Source organism: Bradyrhizobium sp. Gha (genome assembly GCF_900113735.1).
Classification (GTDB): Bacteria; Pseudomonadota; Alphaproteobacteria; order Rhizobiales; family Xanthobacteraceae; genus Bradyrhizobium.
The window spans coordinates 22,217-36,305 of the sequence record NZ_FOQM01000001.1; the positions used below are offsets into that span (position 1 = coordinate 22,217).

Sequence of the window (14,089 nt, forward strand, 5' to 3'; positions counted from 1 at the left end):
AGTCTTGCGGCGCGACGTAGCTTCGCTCCGGAAAAACAGGCGGGGCAGCGCGGAGGGAACGCCAAACGACAATCCGATGAAGGCGAGGAACAGGTCGAGATAACTGGGGTGCATCGTTCTAGCTCTACGGTTCCGGGGTAACCCGGTGCAATTTCCTGATTGCCCTGAATATGCTCCGATGCAAAGGTGAGGACAATAACTACATTGATCTCGGTGCAATATCATTCGGTGCCGGACCCAGCCGCCCGTCCCCGGACCGGCCATGGGGTCCGGTACAAGCGCGCAGCCTCAATGTCCGCCAAAATAATAGACAACCAAGTGCGTGAACGCCTCGGGCGAGGTCTCCGGCAGATTCTTGGTGGGATGCACGTGCCAGCTGGCGAACACGAGATGATCGGGAGCGTGCATGTGGAGGGCACGGATGGCATCGATGTTCTGCTCCGCACTCGCCAACCACGCACCATCAGCGACGTAGCCTTCGACATGCTTCCCACTGCTCGTTCCCCGTCAGCATGCCGATGCCGATGGCGAGCGCAATGTGGTTCTGCTTCAGGAAGGCGTAGAACTGACGGAGCTTGTCTGGGGGGCCATTGGTCACCAGGTTCTGGTCGATGCTGAACACCGCAACGTGCTGCTTCGCCGATTGCCAGGGCGCGTCCGGCACGAACATCTGCCAGAAATCCGCGGCCCCGCCATAGGTCGGGTCATTGCTGGAGATCCACACCTGCGGCTCCGCCGCGCGCGCCGGCCATCCCGCCCCAATGCTGAACAGCAACAGCGCGGCAAAGTACCTGACACATCGCGACATCGCGAACCTCGCCGAAGCCAATGCAGCAATCTCGTCGCACAGGAACGCGAGTTGCTTGATCAGTGTACTCAGCGCCCGTGTCACAGGAAGGCATGGTCGATATCACAATCGCGGACCAGCTTGTCCTGCAGACCAACCGTGGACCAGTCTTGAGCATAGAACGCTTTTTTTCTGGGCCGCAGCGTCAGATCAATTTGATATGCGATCCGACTCCATTGGCTTCGCACGCAAGGTTTTCAGCATGACGTCAGTCGCCACCCCATCCGCACACATTCCTTCCGCCGCCTGACCGAAATCGACGAGGCTATGATATGTTGGTCCCCGGGCCTTCATGAGCGGAACAAGCCAGGCAGCATGTCCACGCGATTCCAGCCCCTTGAAATACAACTCCTGCGTTGAGAACGGGATGTTCGAGTCACGCGGATCGGAGATGAGAAAAATCCTGCGCGCAGGTTGATCCGGTATTTGCTTCAGCGAGTCATAAGGATCAAAGAAGACTTCCGTCTTGAGGCGACTGACCCATCCCCTCGCCTTCAATCGCGCGCGATATGCTGCAGCCGGAGACGAAAGAACGACGCACTGAAGGTCGTTGCGCCGAGCAAGCAGCTCTGCCGCCAGCGTCCCGCCTCCACTGTGGCCTCCGAGCACCCAGCTGGCAATGCCATAGCGTGACTTCAAAGTATCGATTGCAGCGGCCATCAGCTTCGCTTCCAGCGGCGTATGCCTTACGTCGTAGTGCTTTCCTGCACTTCCGTACGTACCCGGTCTGGCCAGGAAAATGAACGGCACTCCGTATCGTCCGGATTGCACTTTCGATTGCTCGATCATCGCTGCGACGCCAAGGCCAGCCTGGTGGCGCACACCGTTGGGCCCGCCCATCACGTCCCCCGGCATCCACACGATGGCAAGGGAGTTTTGTCCGTCGGTCTTCAACCCGGCGGCGTAGTATCTGAGGCAATAGCCAGTGTCCTCTACGCTGACCCAGACGGCGGTTTGACGCCCCTCCATCTCCTTGCAGGCTTGACGCGAAATCTGCAGTCCGTTGATGACTTTGACTGGATCGAACATCTCGTCGTCAGGCAGGGACTGCGCCAGAGCGTGCGGCGAAATCAGCAGCGAACTTGCACTCACGACCAGCGAAATGATCGCCGTGATCTTAGTGAACTTCGGCATCGAGGCTTCCGGCTTCCTTGTTGTCGAACATACCCTCGTCTTGGCATGCTTGGCACGGCATCACAACTGCATGAGGCAGGTTGACCAATTCGGACGTCATCATTGTCGGCGCTGGCCCAGCAGGCCTTGCATGCGCGGTCAGTATCGGTGCGACCGGGCTGAACGCAACATCATTGGAAAACGAAACTACGGTCGGTTCGGTCTGGCGGCGCCATTGCGATCGTCTTCATCTCCGCATGGATCGTGGTCATTCTGGCTGCGCGGGAGACCCGCAGCCATTCGTTAAAATTCTAATTGCCTGCGGTTCAGAATCTTAGCGCCGCCCCTGTAAAGACCTCCTGCAAACCAGATTTTCAATGGGGCGTATTATGGCTGCAGCCGAACAGAATTTCTCTCAAGCCATCGATCTGCCGGGCCGACTGATTTACATCACCAATTTCACGCTGGATCATTGGTGGATATGGCCCCTGGCCGCCGCTGCGATCTGGCTGACGCTGAAAATCCGCTCGCAGCATGCGCTGCTCGCCCAGCTCGACGAACGCGCGGACGCGGCCTTCGGCGATGTCGACGCGCTGCTGGTCGAGCGCCACACGCTGGTCGGCAATCTCGTCGAAATCGTGCGCGCCTTCGCGGCCAAGGAGCACCAGGTGATCCGGGACGTGCTCGATGCGCGCGTCGACGCGCTGGAAGCGATCAGCGCCAAGGGTGGCGTGATGCAGACCGAGACGCAGATCGCCAATGTCCTGCAAAATCTCTTCGCGGTCAGCGAGAACTATCCCAGCCTTGCCAGCGCTGCTCACTACAGCACGCTGCGCTCCGACCTGATCCGGATCGAGGATCGCATCACCGCCGCGCGCAAGTTCTACAATCTGGCCGTAGAGGAACTCAACTCGGTCCGTCGCGCCTTCCCCGGCAACTTCATCGCCATGATCGGGCACAATCCCCCGCGCCAGAAATTCGCGCTCGGCGAGCGTCGCGCGGAGCTGACGGAGCCGGTCAAGATCGCACTCTGAGCCCAAGGGCGCGCAGGAAGGGTCGAGCCATGGCGGTTCACGGCTACATCACCCACGCCGCGCACAACAGGCGGTGGACGGCGTTGCTGGTGCTGGGCTACGTGCTGGCCTTCGAGGTCATCGGCGCCTTCGTTCTGACGATGGGCCTACTCTACTGGGACCACGAGCATACCATTCTGACTGATCCGGCTGGTTATGCGCTGCGCTACGCGGCGCCGATTGCCGTCGTGGCCGGACTGGTGTTCTGGCGGATCTACAGGGGTCACGCAAAGGCCGTGACGCAGGCGCTCAACGTCCGGATCGTGACCCGCCAAGACGAGCCTCGTTTCGTTCAGATCGCCGAGGAGCAATGCACCGCACTCGGCGTTCGCCTGCCGCGCTTCGGGATCATCGAGGTGAGCGAGCCCAACGCGGTGACCGCGGGCGAAGGGCCGACAAAAGGTCTGATCGCGGTCACACGCGGCCTGCTCGATCGGCTCGACGACGACGAGCTTGCCGCAGTTCTGGCCCATGAAGCCTCCCATATCCGGCACGGCGATACCAGGCTTCTGGCGGCCAACCACGCGTTGATGCGTACCGCCGTCATCCTGCACGTGAATAATCCGCTGCGCCTGGAAGACTGGCGGCAGGTGGTCCTCGTCGTGCTGGTGCCACCCATGCTGCTGCTATTGCTCGTGAGCAGCGCCCTGACGTCATTTTCCATGCAGCTCTCGCGCGCCGCGCGGCGGGGGCTAAAACTTGGCCGCGACCACATCGCCGACGGCGAAGCCATTCGCGTCACGCATTTCCCGGAGGCGTTGCTGAGCGCGATCACGAAGATCGGTGGCCGCGGCGCCTTTGCAGGCAGCGAGCGCGTCGAAGGCATGCTGTTTGACGGGCGCGCCGATCATGAAGGCGGAACCCACCCCGCCATCGCGGATCGGCTCGACGCCATCCGCAGCCTTGGCGGCGAACTGTTGAATCCCGCGCGGCAGCGCCTCGATACGCGCGTTTCCACGCAGCCCGTGTTCGGCCGGCGCACGCGGGAATTTGCCGCCGCGACGGCCTACCCGCGTCATGCGTCAGGCGTGCCGTTGGAGCGGCCACGCCCGCCAAGCCCATTTCCCTTGCTCCTCTGTTTCACCGACCGCGACCTGTTCATGCAGTGGCAGAATGCCTGCGAGACCTGGGCGGAAGCGCAACTGAACGAGCGCCACATCCTGGGCGTGATGCCCAAGATGATGATCCCGCTCGGCCTAGCCTTCGCGGCAATGCTCTTCATCTACTGGCCGAAGGATGGAAACCTGTCCAGGCTGGCGGAAGTGATGAACCCGGTCAGGATCGTGGATCTCATGCGACAGGTGAATTCCGGGCCGCCGGCAGGTGTCTTCAAGCAGATCGGACAAAAGGATGCTTCCGCTCCTCCCGCCGGACAATCCAGTTTCGGCGGCAGTCATTCATCTGAGCAGAACGGACATCTGCCGACGGAGCCATCAGGCTTCTTGCGCGTCTTGGTGTTGGGTCTCGTCGCGCTCGCGATCTTCAAACGGAAGCTTTATCGAAGATTCTTCGGAAAACTCTTCGGCCATGCCGAGTCGCACGAGATCGACCGTAGCAAGCCGCGCTGGGCCGACGTCAGTGAGGCCGAGTTGATTGCCAGGAGCGAGCAGCTTGCCAGGGGCGAGCAGCTCAAATGGCGTGCCCAGCCGCCGCCGAACGCAGCGCATTCAGCTCCGGTGTTCGGTCGAAGGCGAGTGTAGATCCCATGCCGCAACTCATTTGGAACGATGCTCCCGAAAAGCGGCTCTGAGCTCGGCTAGCTGGCCGCTCGTCGCTCCCCGCTCCGCCTCGGTCCGATTGGTCGGAAAATCCATGTAAGCAATCGGCCGATCGAACTGACTGTCCGTGAAGTCATATCGCCGCCCCTCGATCCTGTTGTAGAAATGATCGCCCGCCGGGAGCGGCGTCTTCAGCAGATCGCCACCGAAGAGCTCATGAATGAGCAGCGCCGTGACACTGCATTGCCCGGCCGCGGGATTGTTCGGCGTCCATTGGCTGGCTGTCGACAGCGACCATGCCCTGCGCAGCGCGCTCTGAATCTCGTCGGGCTCAAAGCTCATTGTCGTTTCCAGATCATTGCGAAGACCCCGGAGCTCTCGGTCCGGGGCCCGTAGTCGCGAGATGCCGCGCTCAGCTCTGCGCGTGCCGCGCCATGAAGACGTCGTAGCCGACCTCGGCGACCTGGAACCAGGCATAGCCGTCGCTGGAGAACTTTGCGAGGCTGTCGTGGACCTTCTTGAAGTTCGCGTTGGTCGCGCCGACTTCGGCGTGCAGCTCCTTGGCGGCCTTGTAGCAGGCATCCATGATGGGGGGCGAGAACGCGTGCAGCTTGGTGCCGCTGGCGAGCAGCTTCTTCAGCGCCAGCGGATTGGCCTGGTCGTAGCGCGCCATCATGTAGTTGTTGGCGGTGTGACCGGCCTGCTCGAGCACGCTCTGGTAATATTTCGGCAGCGCATTCCATTTGTCGAGGTTGACGAAGGCGAGCAGCATCGGCCCGCCTTCCCACCAGCCGGGATAGTAGTAGTGCGGCGCGATCTTGTAGAAGCCGAGCTTCTCGTCGTCATAGGGGCCGACCCATTCGGCGGCGTCGATGGTGCCTTTCTCCAGCGCCGGATAGATGTCGCCGCCGGCGAGCTGCTGCGGCACCACGCCGAGCTTCTGCAGCACACGGCCGGCGAAGCCGCCGATGCGGAATTTCATGCCGCTGAGATCCGCGGGCGTGTTGATCTCTTTCCTGAACCACCCGCCCATCTGGCAGCCGGTGTTGCCCGCCAGCAGCGAGATGACGTTGTAGCTCTTGTAGAACTCGTTGAGCACCTCGCGCCCGCCACCCTGCATGTACCAGGCCTGGTTGATGCGCATGTTCGGGCCGAAGGGCACCGACGAGCCGAAGGTGAAAGTCGGGTCCTTGCCGAAATAATAGTATGATGCGGTGTGGCCCATCTCGCAGGTCGCGTTCTGCACGGCATCCAGCACTTGAAGGCCCGGCACGATCTCGCCGGCCGCAAAAGTCTGGATCTGGAATTTGTTGTCGGTCGCTTCCGCAACCATCTTGCTCATCATCTCGGCGCCGCCATAGAGCGTATCGAGCGATTTCGGCCAGCTCGTCGGCATGCGCCATTTGATCTCCGGCATCGACTGCGCGATCGCGGGCGCCGCGAGCGTGGCGGCACCGGCCGCAGCAAGCCCCGTGACCTTGATGAAATCTCTTCTCTTCATGGTTTCCTGCCCCTGATGTATCGGTGATTGTGAGCCTTCTTGCCGAGGCTTGGAGGAGAGCATGACGCAGCGCCGGGCCGAATGCCATCGTGATCGCACTGCGGCAAAGAAAAAGCCGGGTTCTACACGGGGCTAGGCGGCCCGGTCTTGCGACTAAAGCCTTAGAGGTGCGCGCCGAAGCTCATCGCCCTGAACATTGGCCCAACAGAATTCGGATTAAGCGATTATGGATTCATGCCACTGTTTTGCCCGACGGGTCAAGCTCAACTCTATCCCACGTCATTGCGAGCGGGGCGGCTTGTCCGCCGGAGCCTCAGCGAAGGCGGAAGCAATCCGGAGTCCCTCCGCGGAAAGATTTTCGGCAGCATCCACTGCGCAACGTGCGCTCGTAGGCGTCTACTGTGCATGGGGTTGTTTTGCGGATTTTGGATGCGCCCTGCCACATCGCCGAAAAAAAAGCCCGGCCTCGCGAACGCGGCCGGGCCATTCAGTCTGACAGTTTCAGGTGAAGATCAGCCGCGGGTGCGCGAGCGGATCATGAAGCTGTCGTAGGTGTATTCGGCGACCTGCCACCACAGATATTCGTCGGAGCGGTAGGCCTGCATGGCGTCGATCGACTTCTTGAAGTCGGCGTTCTTGGCCGAGATCTCGCCCCACAGCTCGTTGGTCGCCTTGAGGCAGGCCTCGAGCACTTCGTTGGTGAAGGGGCGAAGCTGGGTGCCGCCGGCCACCAGACGCTTCAACGCGGCCGGGTTCTGCATGTCGTAGCGCGCGGCCATCCAGCTGTTGGCGTTGGCCGTCGCGTTGGTGAGGATCGCCTGGTAGTTCTTCGGCAGCGAATTCCATTTGTCGAGGTTGGTGAAGGCGTGGACCATCGGACCGCCTTCCCAGAAGCCCGGATAGTAATAGTACTTGGCGACCTTGGCGAAGCCGAGCTTCTCGTCATCGTACGGACCGACCCACTCGGCCGCGTCGATGGTGCCCTTCTCCAGCGCTGGATAGATGTCGCCGCCGGCGAGCTGCTGCGGCACCACGCCGACCTTCTGAAGCACCTGGCCGGCGATGCCGCCGATGCGGAATTTCAGGCCGGACAGATCCGCAACGGTCTTGATCTCCTTGCGGAACCAACCACCCATCTGGGTGCCGGTGTTGCCGCAGGGGAATCCGATCACGTTCGACTTCTTGAAGAACTCGTTGCCGAGCTGCTCGCCGCCGCCCTGGTACCACCAGGAATTCTGCTGGCGCGCGTTGAGGCCGAACGGCACCGAGGCGTAGATCGCCCAGGTCGGGTCCTTGCCGACATAGTAATACGACACCGTGTGGCACATCTCGACCGTGCCGTTCGAGGTCGCGTCGAGCGCCTGCAGGCCGGGCACGATTTCGCCGGCCGCAAACACCTGGATCTGGAATTTGTTGTCGGTCATCTCGGCGACGTACTTCGCCACCTGCTCGCCGCCGCCATAGATGGTATCGAGCGACTTCGGGAAGCTCGACGTCATGCGCCACTTGATCTCGGGCAAGGACTGCGCAATCGCCGGCGAGGCCACCGCGGCTGACGCCGCCGCACCCGCTGCCGACACTTTCAGGAAATCACGACGCTTCATCTTCAGGTCTCTCCTTGTTGGGGCGTTTCCCCGAACTTCCTCTTTGGTGCCGCGCATTCCGGCGACGCGGGGCCCGGCCTGCGTCAAACCGAAGGGGGCTTCGCTGCGCCCGGCGTTTAACACGGAAGCCACTTCCGCGGAACGCGACAATGGCATGACGGGGGGCGACGAAAGTCGCATGTCCCCAGCAATCGCTTCAAGCCGCTGCGATGACGCCCTTGAGCTGGTCGCGGACCTGTCCCGCGATGGCGCGGTAGATCGCCGCATGGGGCCCATCAGGCTCGCTGTCGACGACGGGATTGCCGGCGTCCGAGGTGGCGCGAATCGCCATGTGCAGCGGGATCTCGCCCAGGAATGGTACTCCGAGCTTCTCAGCCTCGTGGCGCGCCCCGCCATGGCCGAAGATGTCCGATTTCGTGCCGCAATGCGGACACTGGAAGTAGCTCATGTTCTCGACGATGCCGAGCACGGGCACGTTGACCTTCTTGAACATCGCAAGCCCGCGCCGCGCGTCGATCAAGGACAGGTCCTGCGGGGTCGAGACGATGACGGCCCCCTTGAGCGGCACGTTCTGCGCCAGCGTGAGCTGGGCATCGCCCGTACCCGGCGGCATGTCGACGACGAGCACGTCGAGCGTGCCCCACGCGACGTCACGCAGCATCTGCGTCACCGCCGACATCACCATCGGGCCGCGCCAGATCATCGCTGTCTCTTCCTCGACCAGGAAGCCGATCGACATGATGGCAAGGCCGAAGCGCCGCAGCGGAATCATCTTGCGCTCGCCGTCCAGCTCCGGCTTCTGGTGCAGGCCCGTCAGACGGGGCACCGAGGGGCCGTAGATATCGGCATCGAGCAACCCCACTTTGAGGCCGAGGTCGCGCAGGCCCAGCGCCAGATTGAGCGCGGTCGTCGACTTGCCGACGCCGCCCTTGCCCGAAGCCACCGCGATCACGGCGGCGACGCCCGGAATCTCGGACTGCCGCGCCATCGGCGATTGGGCGCCGCCTTGCGGCGGCGGCTTGTGGGCGTGGACCGGCTGCACGCCCGGGGTGGCACGGCCCGGCTGCGGAGATGGCGGCGGTGCAGCGCCCGCCTTGCGCTCGGCGGTCAGAGCGACCATCACGGTGGTGACACCGGGCAAGGCGCGCACGGCGGCCTCGGCCTCGGCGCGGACGGATTCCCAGGCCCGAGCCTCGGCGGCATCGACATTGATCGAGAAGAACACCTTGCCGTCTGACGCGCTGATCGCGCTCAGCACATTGGCATTGGTGAGCGCGACCCCGCGCGGCGACTTGATTTTGGCGAGGCTGTCGAGGACCTGTTGCTGCGTCACGCTCAAAGCGCATCTCCCAGAGAGAGCATGATCCGGAACGTGTGAAGCGGTTTTCCGGCCCGATCATGCTCAAGACATCAGGATGCCCCATTAGAGCGGAAACGGCCAAAAGGCTACTGCCTGCCGATATCGTCAGCCATCTCGGCGGGCGCGGCCCCCTGCTCCTCCTGGGCCGCCTCGTAATTGAGCTCGATCATGACCCCGTTGGGGTCGTGGACGAAGATCTGCCAGAGCTCGCCGCCGGGCACTTGGCGGGCATCAAATTTCATGCCCTTGGACGTCAAACGCTCCTTCATGCCGTCGAAGCCGCGACTGGCGAAGGCGACGTGGTGGACAACGCCGGAATCCGGCTTTTGTGGCTCGGAGGTCGGGGAAATATCGACGAGGTGCACCACCGGCTTGCCCTCGCTGTACATCCAGGCCCCCGGGAAGGCGAAATTCGGCCGGGCGCCTTTTTCCAGGCCCAGCACGTCCTCGTAGAAGCGGACCGTCTCAGCCAGATTCCGGGTCCGGATGTTGAAATGATCGAGCACGCCAACACTCACGCCGCCCATGCTTCACTCCCTTTTTTATGCAAGTCCTTGAGGTCCGCCATCCTAGCACAGGAGGCCGCCAAACGAAGCCGTTGCCCTCCGCCCTTAAGGGTTTATGGTGCGCGCGTTCCCCATCAGGCGGAACCTTAAGCACCCCCCGGCTGGCGCCCCCCGCCCGGCTGCAACCGTAAAACTCAAGCTACGGATACCACACATGGCTAAAGTCGCATTCCTCGGTCTCGGCGTGATGGGCTTCCCCATGGCCGGACACCTCGTGAAAAAAGGAGGCCATGAGGTCACCGTCTATAACCGAACCGCCGCCAAAGCGAAGGAATGGGCGGACAAGTTCGGCGGCAAGACCGCGGCGACCCCAAAGGCTGCGGCCGAAGGCCAGGACTTCGTGATGTGCTGCGTCGGCAACGACAACGATCTGCGCGCGGTCACGATCGGCGCCGACGGTGCCTTTGCCGGCATGAAGAAGGGCGCAACCTTCGTGGACCACACGACCGCTTCGGCCGAGGTCGCGCGCGAACTCGATGCGGCCGCGGCCAAGGCCGGCTTCAAGTTCGTCGACGCTCCCGTCTCAGGTGGCCAGGCCGGCGCCGAGAACGGCGTGCTGACGGTGATGTGCGGCGGTGCCCAGGATGCCTATGCCGGCGCCGAGCCGATCATCACGGGCGCCTATGCGCGGATGTGCAAGCTGCTCGGGCCCGCCGGAAGCGGCCAGCTGACCAAGATGGTCAACCAGATCTGCATCGCCGGCCTCGTGCAGGGTCTGTCCGAGGGTATTCACTTCGCCAAAAAGTCGGGTCTCGACGTCGCGGCCGTGATCGAGACCATCTCCAAGGGCGCGGCGCAGTCGTGGCAGATGGAGAACCGCTACAAGACCATGAACGAGGACAAGTACGATTTCGGCTTTGCAGTCGAATGGATGCGCAAGGATCTTTCGATCTCGCTGGCCGAGGCCCGCCGCAACGGCGCCAACCTGCCAGTCACCGCGCTGGTTGACCAGTTCTACGCCGAGGTCGAGAACATGGGCGGCAAGCGCTGGGATACGTCGAGCCTGCTCGCGCGCCTCAATCGCTGACCTGATACTGCCTTGCTGACCGCGATCGCCGCAATCTTCGTCCTGATCTATGCGGCGATCGCGCTCGAGCATCCCCTCGGGATCAGCAAGACCGCAACCGCGCTTCTCGGCGCGGGGCTGCTCTGGACAGTCTACGCAGTCACGATCAGCGATCATGCGCTGGTCAACCATCAGCTCGACGAAGCCGTCGCCTCGACCGCGCAGATCGTGTTCTTCCTGATTGGCGCAATGACGATCGTCGAGGTGATCGACGCGCATGACGGCTTCGAGGTCATCACCTCGCGCATCAACACCACGAGTCAAGTCACACTCATGTGGCTGGTCGGCTTCGTGTCGTTCGTCCTGAGCGCGATCCTGGACAATCTGACCACGACCATCGTGATGGTCTCGCTGATCCAGCGGCTGATCGCCCGGCGCGACGACCGCCTGCTGTTCGCCTCCGTCATCGTCATCGCCGCCAATGCCGGCGGCGCGTGGACCGTGATCGGCGACGTCACCACGACCCTGCTGTGGATCGGTGGACAAATCACGCCATTGAACATCATGCGCGCGGTGTTCCTGCCCTCGCTGGTCAATCTGCTCGTGCCGCTGGCATTCATCAGCCTGTCGCTCAGGGGCAAGAGCATCGCGGCGCCGCAAAGGGACGGCGGCTTGCTCGCCATCGTCAGGTTCGAGCGCAACCTGATGTTCTATCTCGGCCTCGGCGTGCTGATCGTGGTGCCAGCGTTCAAGATGGTCACGCAACTGCCGCCCTTCATGGGCGTGCTGCTCGGGCTCGGCATCGTCTGGCTGGTCGGCGAAATCGTTCACCGCGACAAGGACGAGCATGTACGCGGCCCCCTTTCGCTGGCGCATGCGCTGACCCGGATCGACATGGGTTCGATCGTATTCTTCGTCGGCATTCTGCTCGCGGTCGCCTGCCTCGAACATGCCGGCCTTCTGACGATGCTGGCGAGGTGGCTGGAGGCGAGCATCGGGCGCCAGGACGTCATCGTCGTCGTGCTCGGCCTGCTCAGCGCCCTCGTCGACAACGTGCCCCTGGTGGCTGCGACCATGGGCATGTATGACCTCGCACACTATCCGCCGGACAGCTTCCTCTGGGAGTTCATCGCCTATTGCGCCGGCACCGGCGGCTCGATCCTGATCATCGGATCAGCCGCAGGCGTCGCAGCCATGGGGCTCGAGCGGATCGAGTTCCTCTGGTATGCCCGTCGCATCGCCGTGCCTGCACTTGCGGGCTATCTGGCCGGCGCCGTGGTCTATGTCGCGCAGCATACGTGGCTGCACTGAGCGGGGCTGCCCGATCCAAATTAACGCCCGGTTAACGTAATTCTTTAGCTCCTTAAGTCACCTCTTAAGGATTTCTTGCCAGAGATAGACAATGCAGAAGGCCCGCGTCCGACGTGGGCAGGAATCGTTGTTGCTTGATGAGTAACCCCGCTGAAAAGCCTGAGGTAGTGCAGCTCCCGGCCGAGCCGGTCAGCGCTCCATCAGCGAGCAGCCGAAGGGCTGCGGCGCAGCGGGTGCGCGAGGCGCGCGACAAGTTAACGTCGACCAGCGGAACCCGACCGGCCTTCGATGCCGAGCTGTTGCGCCAATATGCCCAGACGAGGCTCTCTGCCTCCTATGTCGTGATGCTGCTGGTGGTCGCCACCGGCGTGCTGTTCGGACTATGGATGCAGCCGATCCCGGCCGCAGCCTGGACCGCCGGCATGATTTGCATTCATGCCGCGATGATCCGCAGTTGCAGCCGCTTCCTGGCCGAGCCCGCCTCGCCCACCGCAACGCGCGCCTGGCGGACACGCTTTGTCGTGCTCGACCTGCTCTATGGCCTGTGCTGGATGGCGATCCTGATCCATCCGGTGCTCGACACCGTCACGGAAACATTGATGATGTTCCTGATGCTGCTGGTGATCGCAGTGTCGAGCATGCTCGCCGCCAATCTGCCGATCGCAGCTCTCGCCGCGACCGCGCCGGTTGCGGTCGCGATGGCCCTGAGCTTCGCGATGAGCGGCTCGCTCGACAACTACATCCTGGCCGCCCTCGCGCTTGGCGCCGAAGGTTATTTCGTGCTGCTGGCGCACCGCCTGCACTCCTCGACCTTCGCTACGCTCGAGGCGCGCGCAGAGAAGGACGCGCTGATCGGAGAGCTCGAGCAGGCCAAGGCGATCTCGGACGAAGCGCGCCACCGCGCCGAGTCCGCCAACGTCGCTAAATCGCGTTTCCTCGCGCAAATGAGCCATGAATTGCGCACGCCGCTCAATGCCATTCTCGGCTTTTCCGAGGTGATGAAGAGCGAGATCTTTGGCGCACATGCGGTGCCGGTCTACAAGGAATACTCGGCGGACATCCACAATTCCGGCGTGCACCTGCTCAACCTCATCAACGAGATTCTCGACCTGTCGCGGATCGAGGCCGGGCGCTATGAATTGAACGAGGAGGCGGTGTCGCTGGTCGGCATCGTCGCCGACTGCCATCATCTCATGAAGCTGCGCGCCTCCAGCCGCGGCATCACCATCCACGAGGTGTTCGAGCAGGCCATGCCGCGGCTTTGGGCCGACGAGCGTGCGATCCGCCAGGTCGTACTCAACCTGCTCTCCAACTCGATCAAGTTCACGCCGCAAGGCGGCGAGATCTGGCTCAAGGCTGGCTGGACGGCGTCAGGCGGACAGTATCTATCGGTGAAGGATTCCGGTTCTGGCATCCCCCAGGACGAGATCCCGGTCGTGCTCGCCTCGTTCGGCCAGGGTTCAAACTCGATCAAGTCGGCCGAACAAGGCGCAGGCCTCGGCCTGCCCATCGCCAAGAACCTGATCGATCTGCATGGCGGCACATTCACGCTGAAATCGAAGCTCCGCATCGGCACCGAGGTGATCGTCACCTTCCCGCCGGAGCGCGTGATGAGTGCGCTGGCGCCGCTTTCGGAGGATGCGCCGCCGCTCCAGCCCGAGAGTTCCATGGTCCCGGACGAGAAGCGCAGGCCGCGCCACAAGCCGATCATGAGCGCGGGCACGGGCTCGTAAACACATGCTTGCAGAGATGCCCGCCGATCCCCCACTATATCCCTATGAGCAAAGAAACGCCGTGCGTCGCCGTCTGCATGATCGATCCCGGGACGAAGCTGTGCTTCGGCTGCGGCCGGACCTTGCCGGAGATCGCGCGCTGGCACGCGATGGAAAGCGCGGAACGGCTCTCAGTCATGGCGTTGCTGCCGGCGCGCATGGCGGAGGCGGGCTTGCAGCCGATCTCGGGATCGCCAAAGCGCGCCTGACTAGCCTGC

15 protein-coding genes are annotated in these 14,089 nt (G+C 62.9%); 7 read left to right on the forward strand and 8 right to left on the reverse strand.

The genetic code is table 11. The features are described from left to right. Positions 1-288 precede the first annotated feature (288 nt). From BM222_RS40770 to BM222_RS00135, 3 genes are all read right to left on the reverse strand, one after another. The gene (locus tag BM222_RS40770; RefSeq protein ID WP_177242924.1) at positions 289-453 is read right to left on the reverse strand and encodes a hypothetical protein; all 165 of its coding nucleotides are present in this window, start codon (positions 451-453) and stop codon (positions 289-291) included. Positions 454-463: 10 nt separating this feature from the next. Continuing rightward, the gene (locus tag BM222_RS00130; protein WP_143105875.1) at positions 464-808 is read right to left on the reverse strand and encodes a hypothetical protein; all 345 of its coding nucleotides are present in this window, start codon (positions 806-808) and stop codon (positions 464-466) included. A 189-nt stretch (positions 809-997) separates the two neighbouring features. Then, on the reverse strand, positions 998-1,981 hold the full coding sequence (locus tag BM222_RS00135) for an alpha/beta hydrolase family protein (protein WP_092226095.1): 984 nt from the start codon (positions 1,979-1,981) through the stop codon (positions 998-1,000). Positions 1,982-2,061: 80 nt separating this feature from the next. Between BM222_RS00135 and BM222_RS43185 the strand changes: the two genes are divergently transcribed. The 3 genes from BM222_RS43185 to BM222_RS00145 are packed head-to-tail and all read left to right on the forward strand — an operon-like array spanning position 2,062 to position 4,733. Further along, positions 2,062-2,298 (forward strand): FAD-binding protein, encoded by a 237-nt coding sequence (locus BM222_RS43185; RefSeq protein WP_143105876.1) that lies wholly within the window; start codon positions 2,062-2,064, stop codon positions 2,296-2,298. Between the two features lie 51 nt (positions 2,299-2,349). Further along, entirely contained in the window at positions 2,350-2,994 is a 645-nt protein-coding gene (locus BM222_RS00140; protein WP_177242925.1) for a LemA family protein, read from the forward strand. 29 nt (positions 2,995-3,023) lie between these two features. Beyond that, entirely contained in the window at positions 3,024-4,733 is a 1,710-nt protein-coding gene (locus BM222_RS00145; protein ID WP_092226100.1) for a M48 family metalloprotease, read from the forward strand. Positions 4,734-4,748: 15 nt separating this feature from the next. On the opposite strand, the gene BM222_RS00150 is transcribed toward BM222_RS00145, so the two are convergent. The 5 genes from BM222_RS00150 to BM222_RS00170 all read right to left on the reverse strand — a co-directional run bounded on the left by BM222_RS00150 (position 4,749) and on the right by BM222_RS00170 (position 9,743). After that, positions 4,749-5,093: a YunG family protein gene (locus BM222_RS00150; protein WP_092226102.1), complete on the reverse strand. Its 345-nt coding sequence runs from the start codon at positions 5,091-5,093 to the stop codon at positions 4,749-4,751. A gap of 70 nt (positions 5,094-5,163) precedes the next feature. Then, positions 5,164-6,252, reverse strand: a complete 1,089-nt coding sequence (locus tag BM222_RS00155; protein WP_092226105.1) for a TRAP transporter substrate-binding protein — start codon at positions 6,250-6,252, stop codon at positions 5,164-5,166. Positions 6,253-6,764: 512 nt separating this feature from the next. Then, positions 6,765-7,856: a TRAP transporter substrate-binding protein gene (locus tag BM222_RS00160; protein ID WP_092226108.1), complete on the reverse strand. Its 1,092-nt coding sequence runs from the start codon at positions 7,854-7,856 to the stop codon at positions 6,765-6,767. Between the two features lie 196 nt (positions 7,857-8,052). Next, entirely contained in the window at positions 8,053-9,195 is a 1,143-nt protein-coding gene (locus BM222_RS00165; protein ID WP_092226109.1) for an Mrp/NBP35 family ATP-binding protein, read from the reverse strand. Positions 9,196-9,302: 107 nt separating this feature from the next. After that, complete coding sequence (locus BM222_RS00170; RefSeq protein WP_092226111.1) at positions 9,303-9,743, reverse strand: VOC family protein; 441 nt, start codon at positions 9,741-9,743, stop codon at positions 9,303-9,305. Positions 9,744-9,936: 193 nt separating this feature from the next. Between BM222_RS00170 and BM222_RS00175 the strand changes: the two genes are divergently transcribed. The 4 genes from BM222_RS00175 to BM222_RS00190 all read left to right on the forward strand — a co-directional run bounded on the left by BM222_RS00175 (position 9,937) and on the right by BM222_RS00190 (position 14,080). Continuing rightward, positions 9,937-10,809 (forward strand): NAD(P)-dependent oxidoreductase, encoded by an 873-nt coding sequence (locus BM222_RS00175; protein ID WP_092226113.1) that lies wholly within the window; start codon positions 9,937-9,939, stop codon positions 10,807-10,809. 12 nt (positions 10,810-10,821) lie between these two features. After that, complete coding sequence (gene nhaD / locus BM222_RS00180; RefSeq protein ID WP_092226115.1) at positions 10,822-12,099, forward strand: sodium:proton antiporter NhaD; 1,278 nt, start codon at positions 10,822-10,824, stop codon at positions 12,097-12,099. Positions 12,100-12,236: 137 nt separating this feature from the next. Beyond that, positions 12,237-13,832, forward strand: a complete 1,596-nt coding sequence (locus BM222_RS00185) for a sensor histidine kinase (protein WP_092226118.1) — start codon at positions 12,237-12,239, stop codon at positions 13,830-13,832. 44 nt (positions 13,833-13,876) lie between these two features. Then, positions 13,877-14,080 carry a DUF1289 domain-containing protein gene (locus BM222_RS00190; RefSeq protein ID WP_092226121.1) on the forward strand — a complete coding sequence of 68 codons (204 nt, stop codon included), beginning with the start codon at positions 13,877-13,879 and terminating at the stop codon, positions 14,078-14,080. Positions 14,081-14,089: the final 9 nt, after the last annotated feature.

Bases quoted from the DNA above. Each gene is read 5' to 3' on its own strand.
- BM222_RS00145 (WP_092226100.1), top strand. From the start codon at position 3,024: ATGGCGGTTCACGGCTACATCACCCACGCCGCGCACAACAGGCGGTGG.
- BM222_RS00160 (WP_092226108.1), bottom strand. From the start codon at position 7,856: ATGAAGCGTCGTGATTTCCTGAAAGTGTCGGCAGCGGGTGCGGCGGCG.
- BM222_RS00150 (WP_092226102.1), bottom strand. From the start codon at position 5,093: ATGAGCTTTGAGCCCGACGAGATTCAGAGCGCGCTGCGCAGGGCATGG.
- BM222_RS00170 (WP_092226111.1), bottom strand. From the start codon at position 9,743: ATGGGCGGCGTGAGTGTTGGCGTGCTCGATCATTTCAACATCCGGACC.
- BM222_RS00155 (WP_092226105.1), bottom strand. From the start codon at position 6,252: ATGAAGAGAAGAGATTTCATCAAGGTCACGGGGCTTGCTGCGGCCGGT.
- BM222_RS00140 (WP_177242925.1), top strand. From the start codon at position 2,350: ATGGCTGCAGCCGAACAGAATTTCTCTCAAGCCATCGATCTGCCGGGC.
- BM222_RS00130 (WP_143105875.1), bottom strand. From the start codon at position 808: ATGTCGCGATGTGTCAGGTACTTTGCCGCGCTGTTGCTGTTCAGCATT.
- BM222_RS00175 (WP_092226113.1), top strand. From the start codon at position 9,937: ATGGCTAAAGTCGCATTCCTCGGTCTCGGCGTGATGGGCTTCCCCATG.
- BM222_RS00190 (WP_092226121.1), top strand. From the start codon at position 13,877: ATGAGCAAAGAAACGCCGTGCGTCGCCGTCTGCATGATCGATCCCGGG.
- BM222_RS00185 (WP_092226118.1), top strand. From the start codon at position 12,237: ATGAGTAACCCCGCTGAAAAGCCTGAGGTAGTGCAGCTCCCGGCCGAG.
- BM222_RS00135 (WP_092226095.1), bottom strand. From the start codon at position 1,981: ATGCCGAAGTTCACTAAGATCACGGCGATCATTTCGCTGGTCGTGAGT.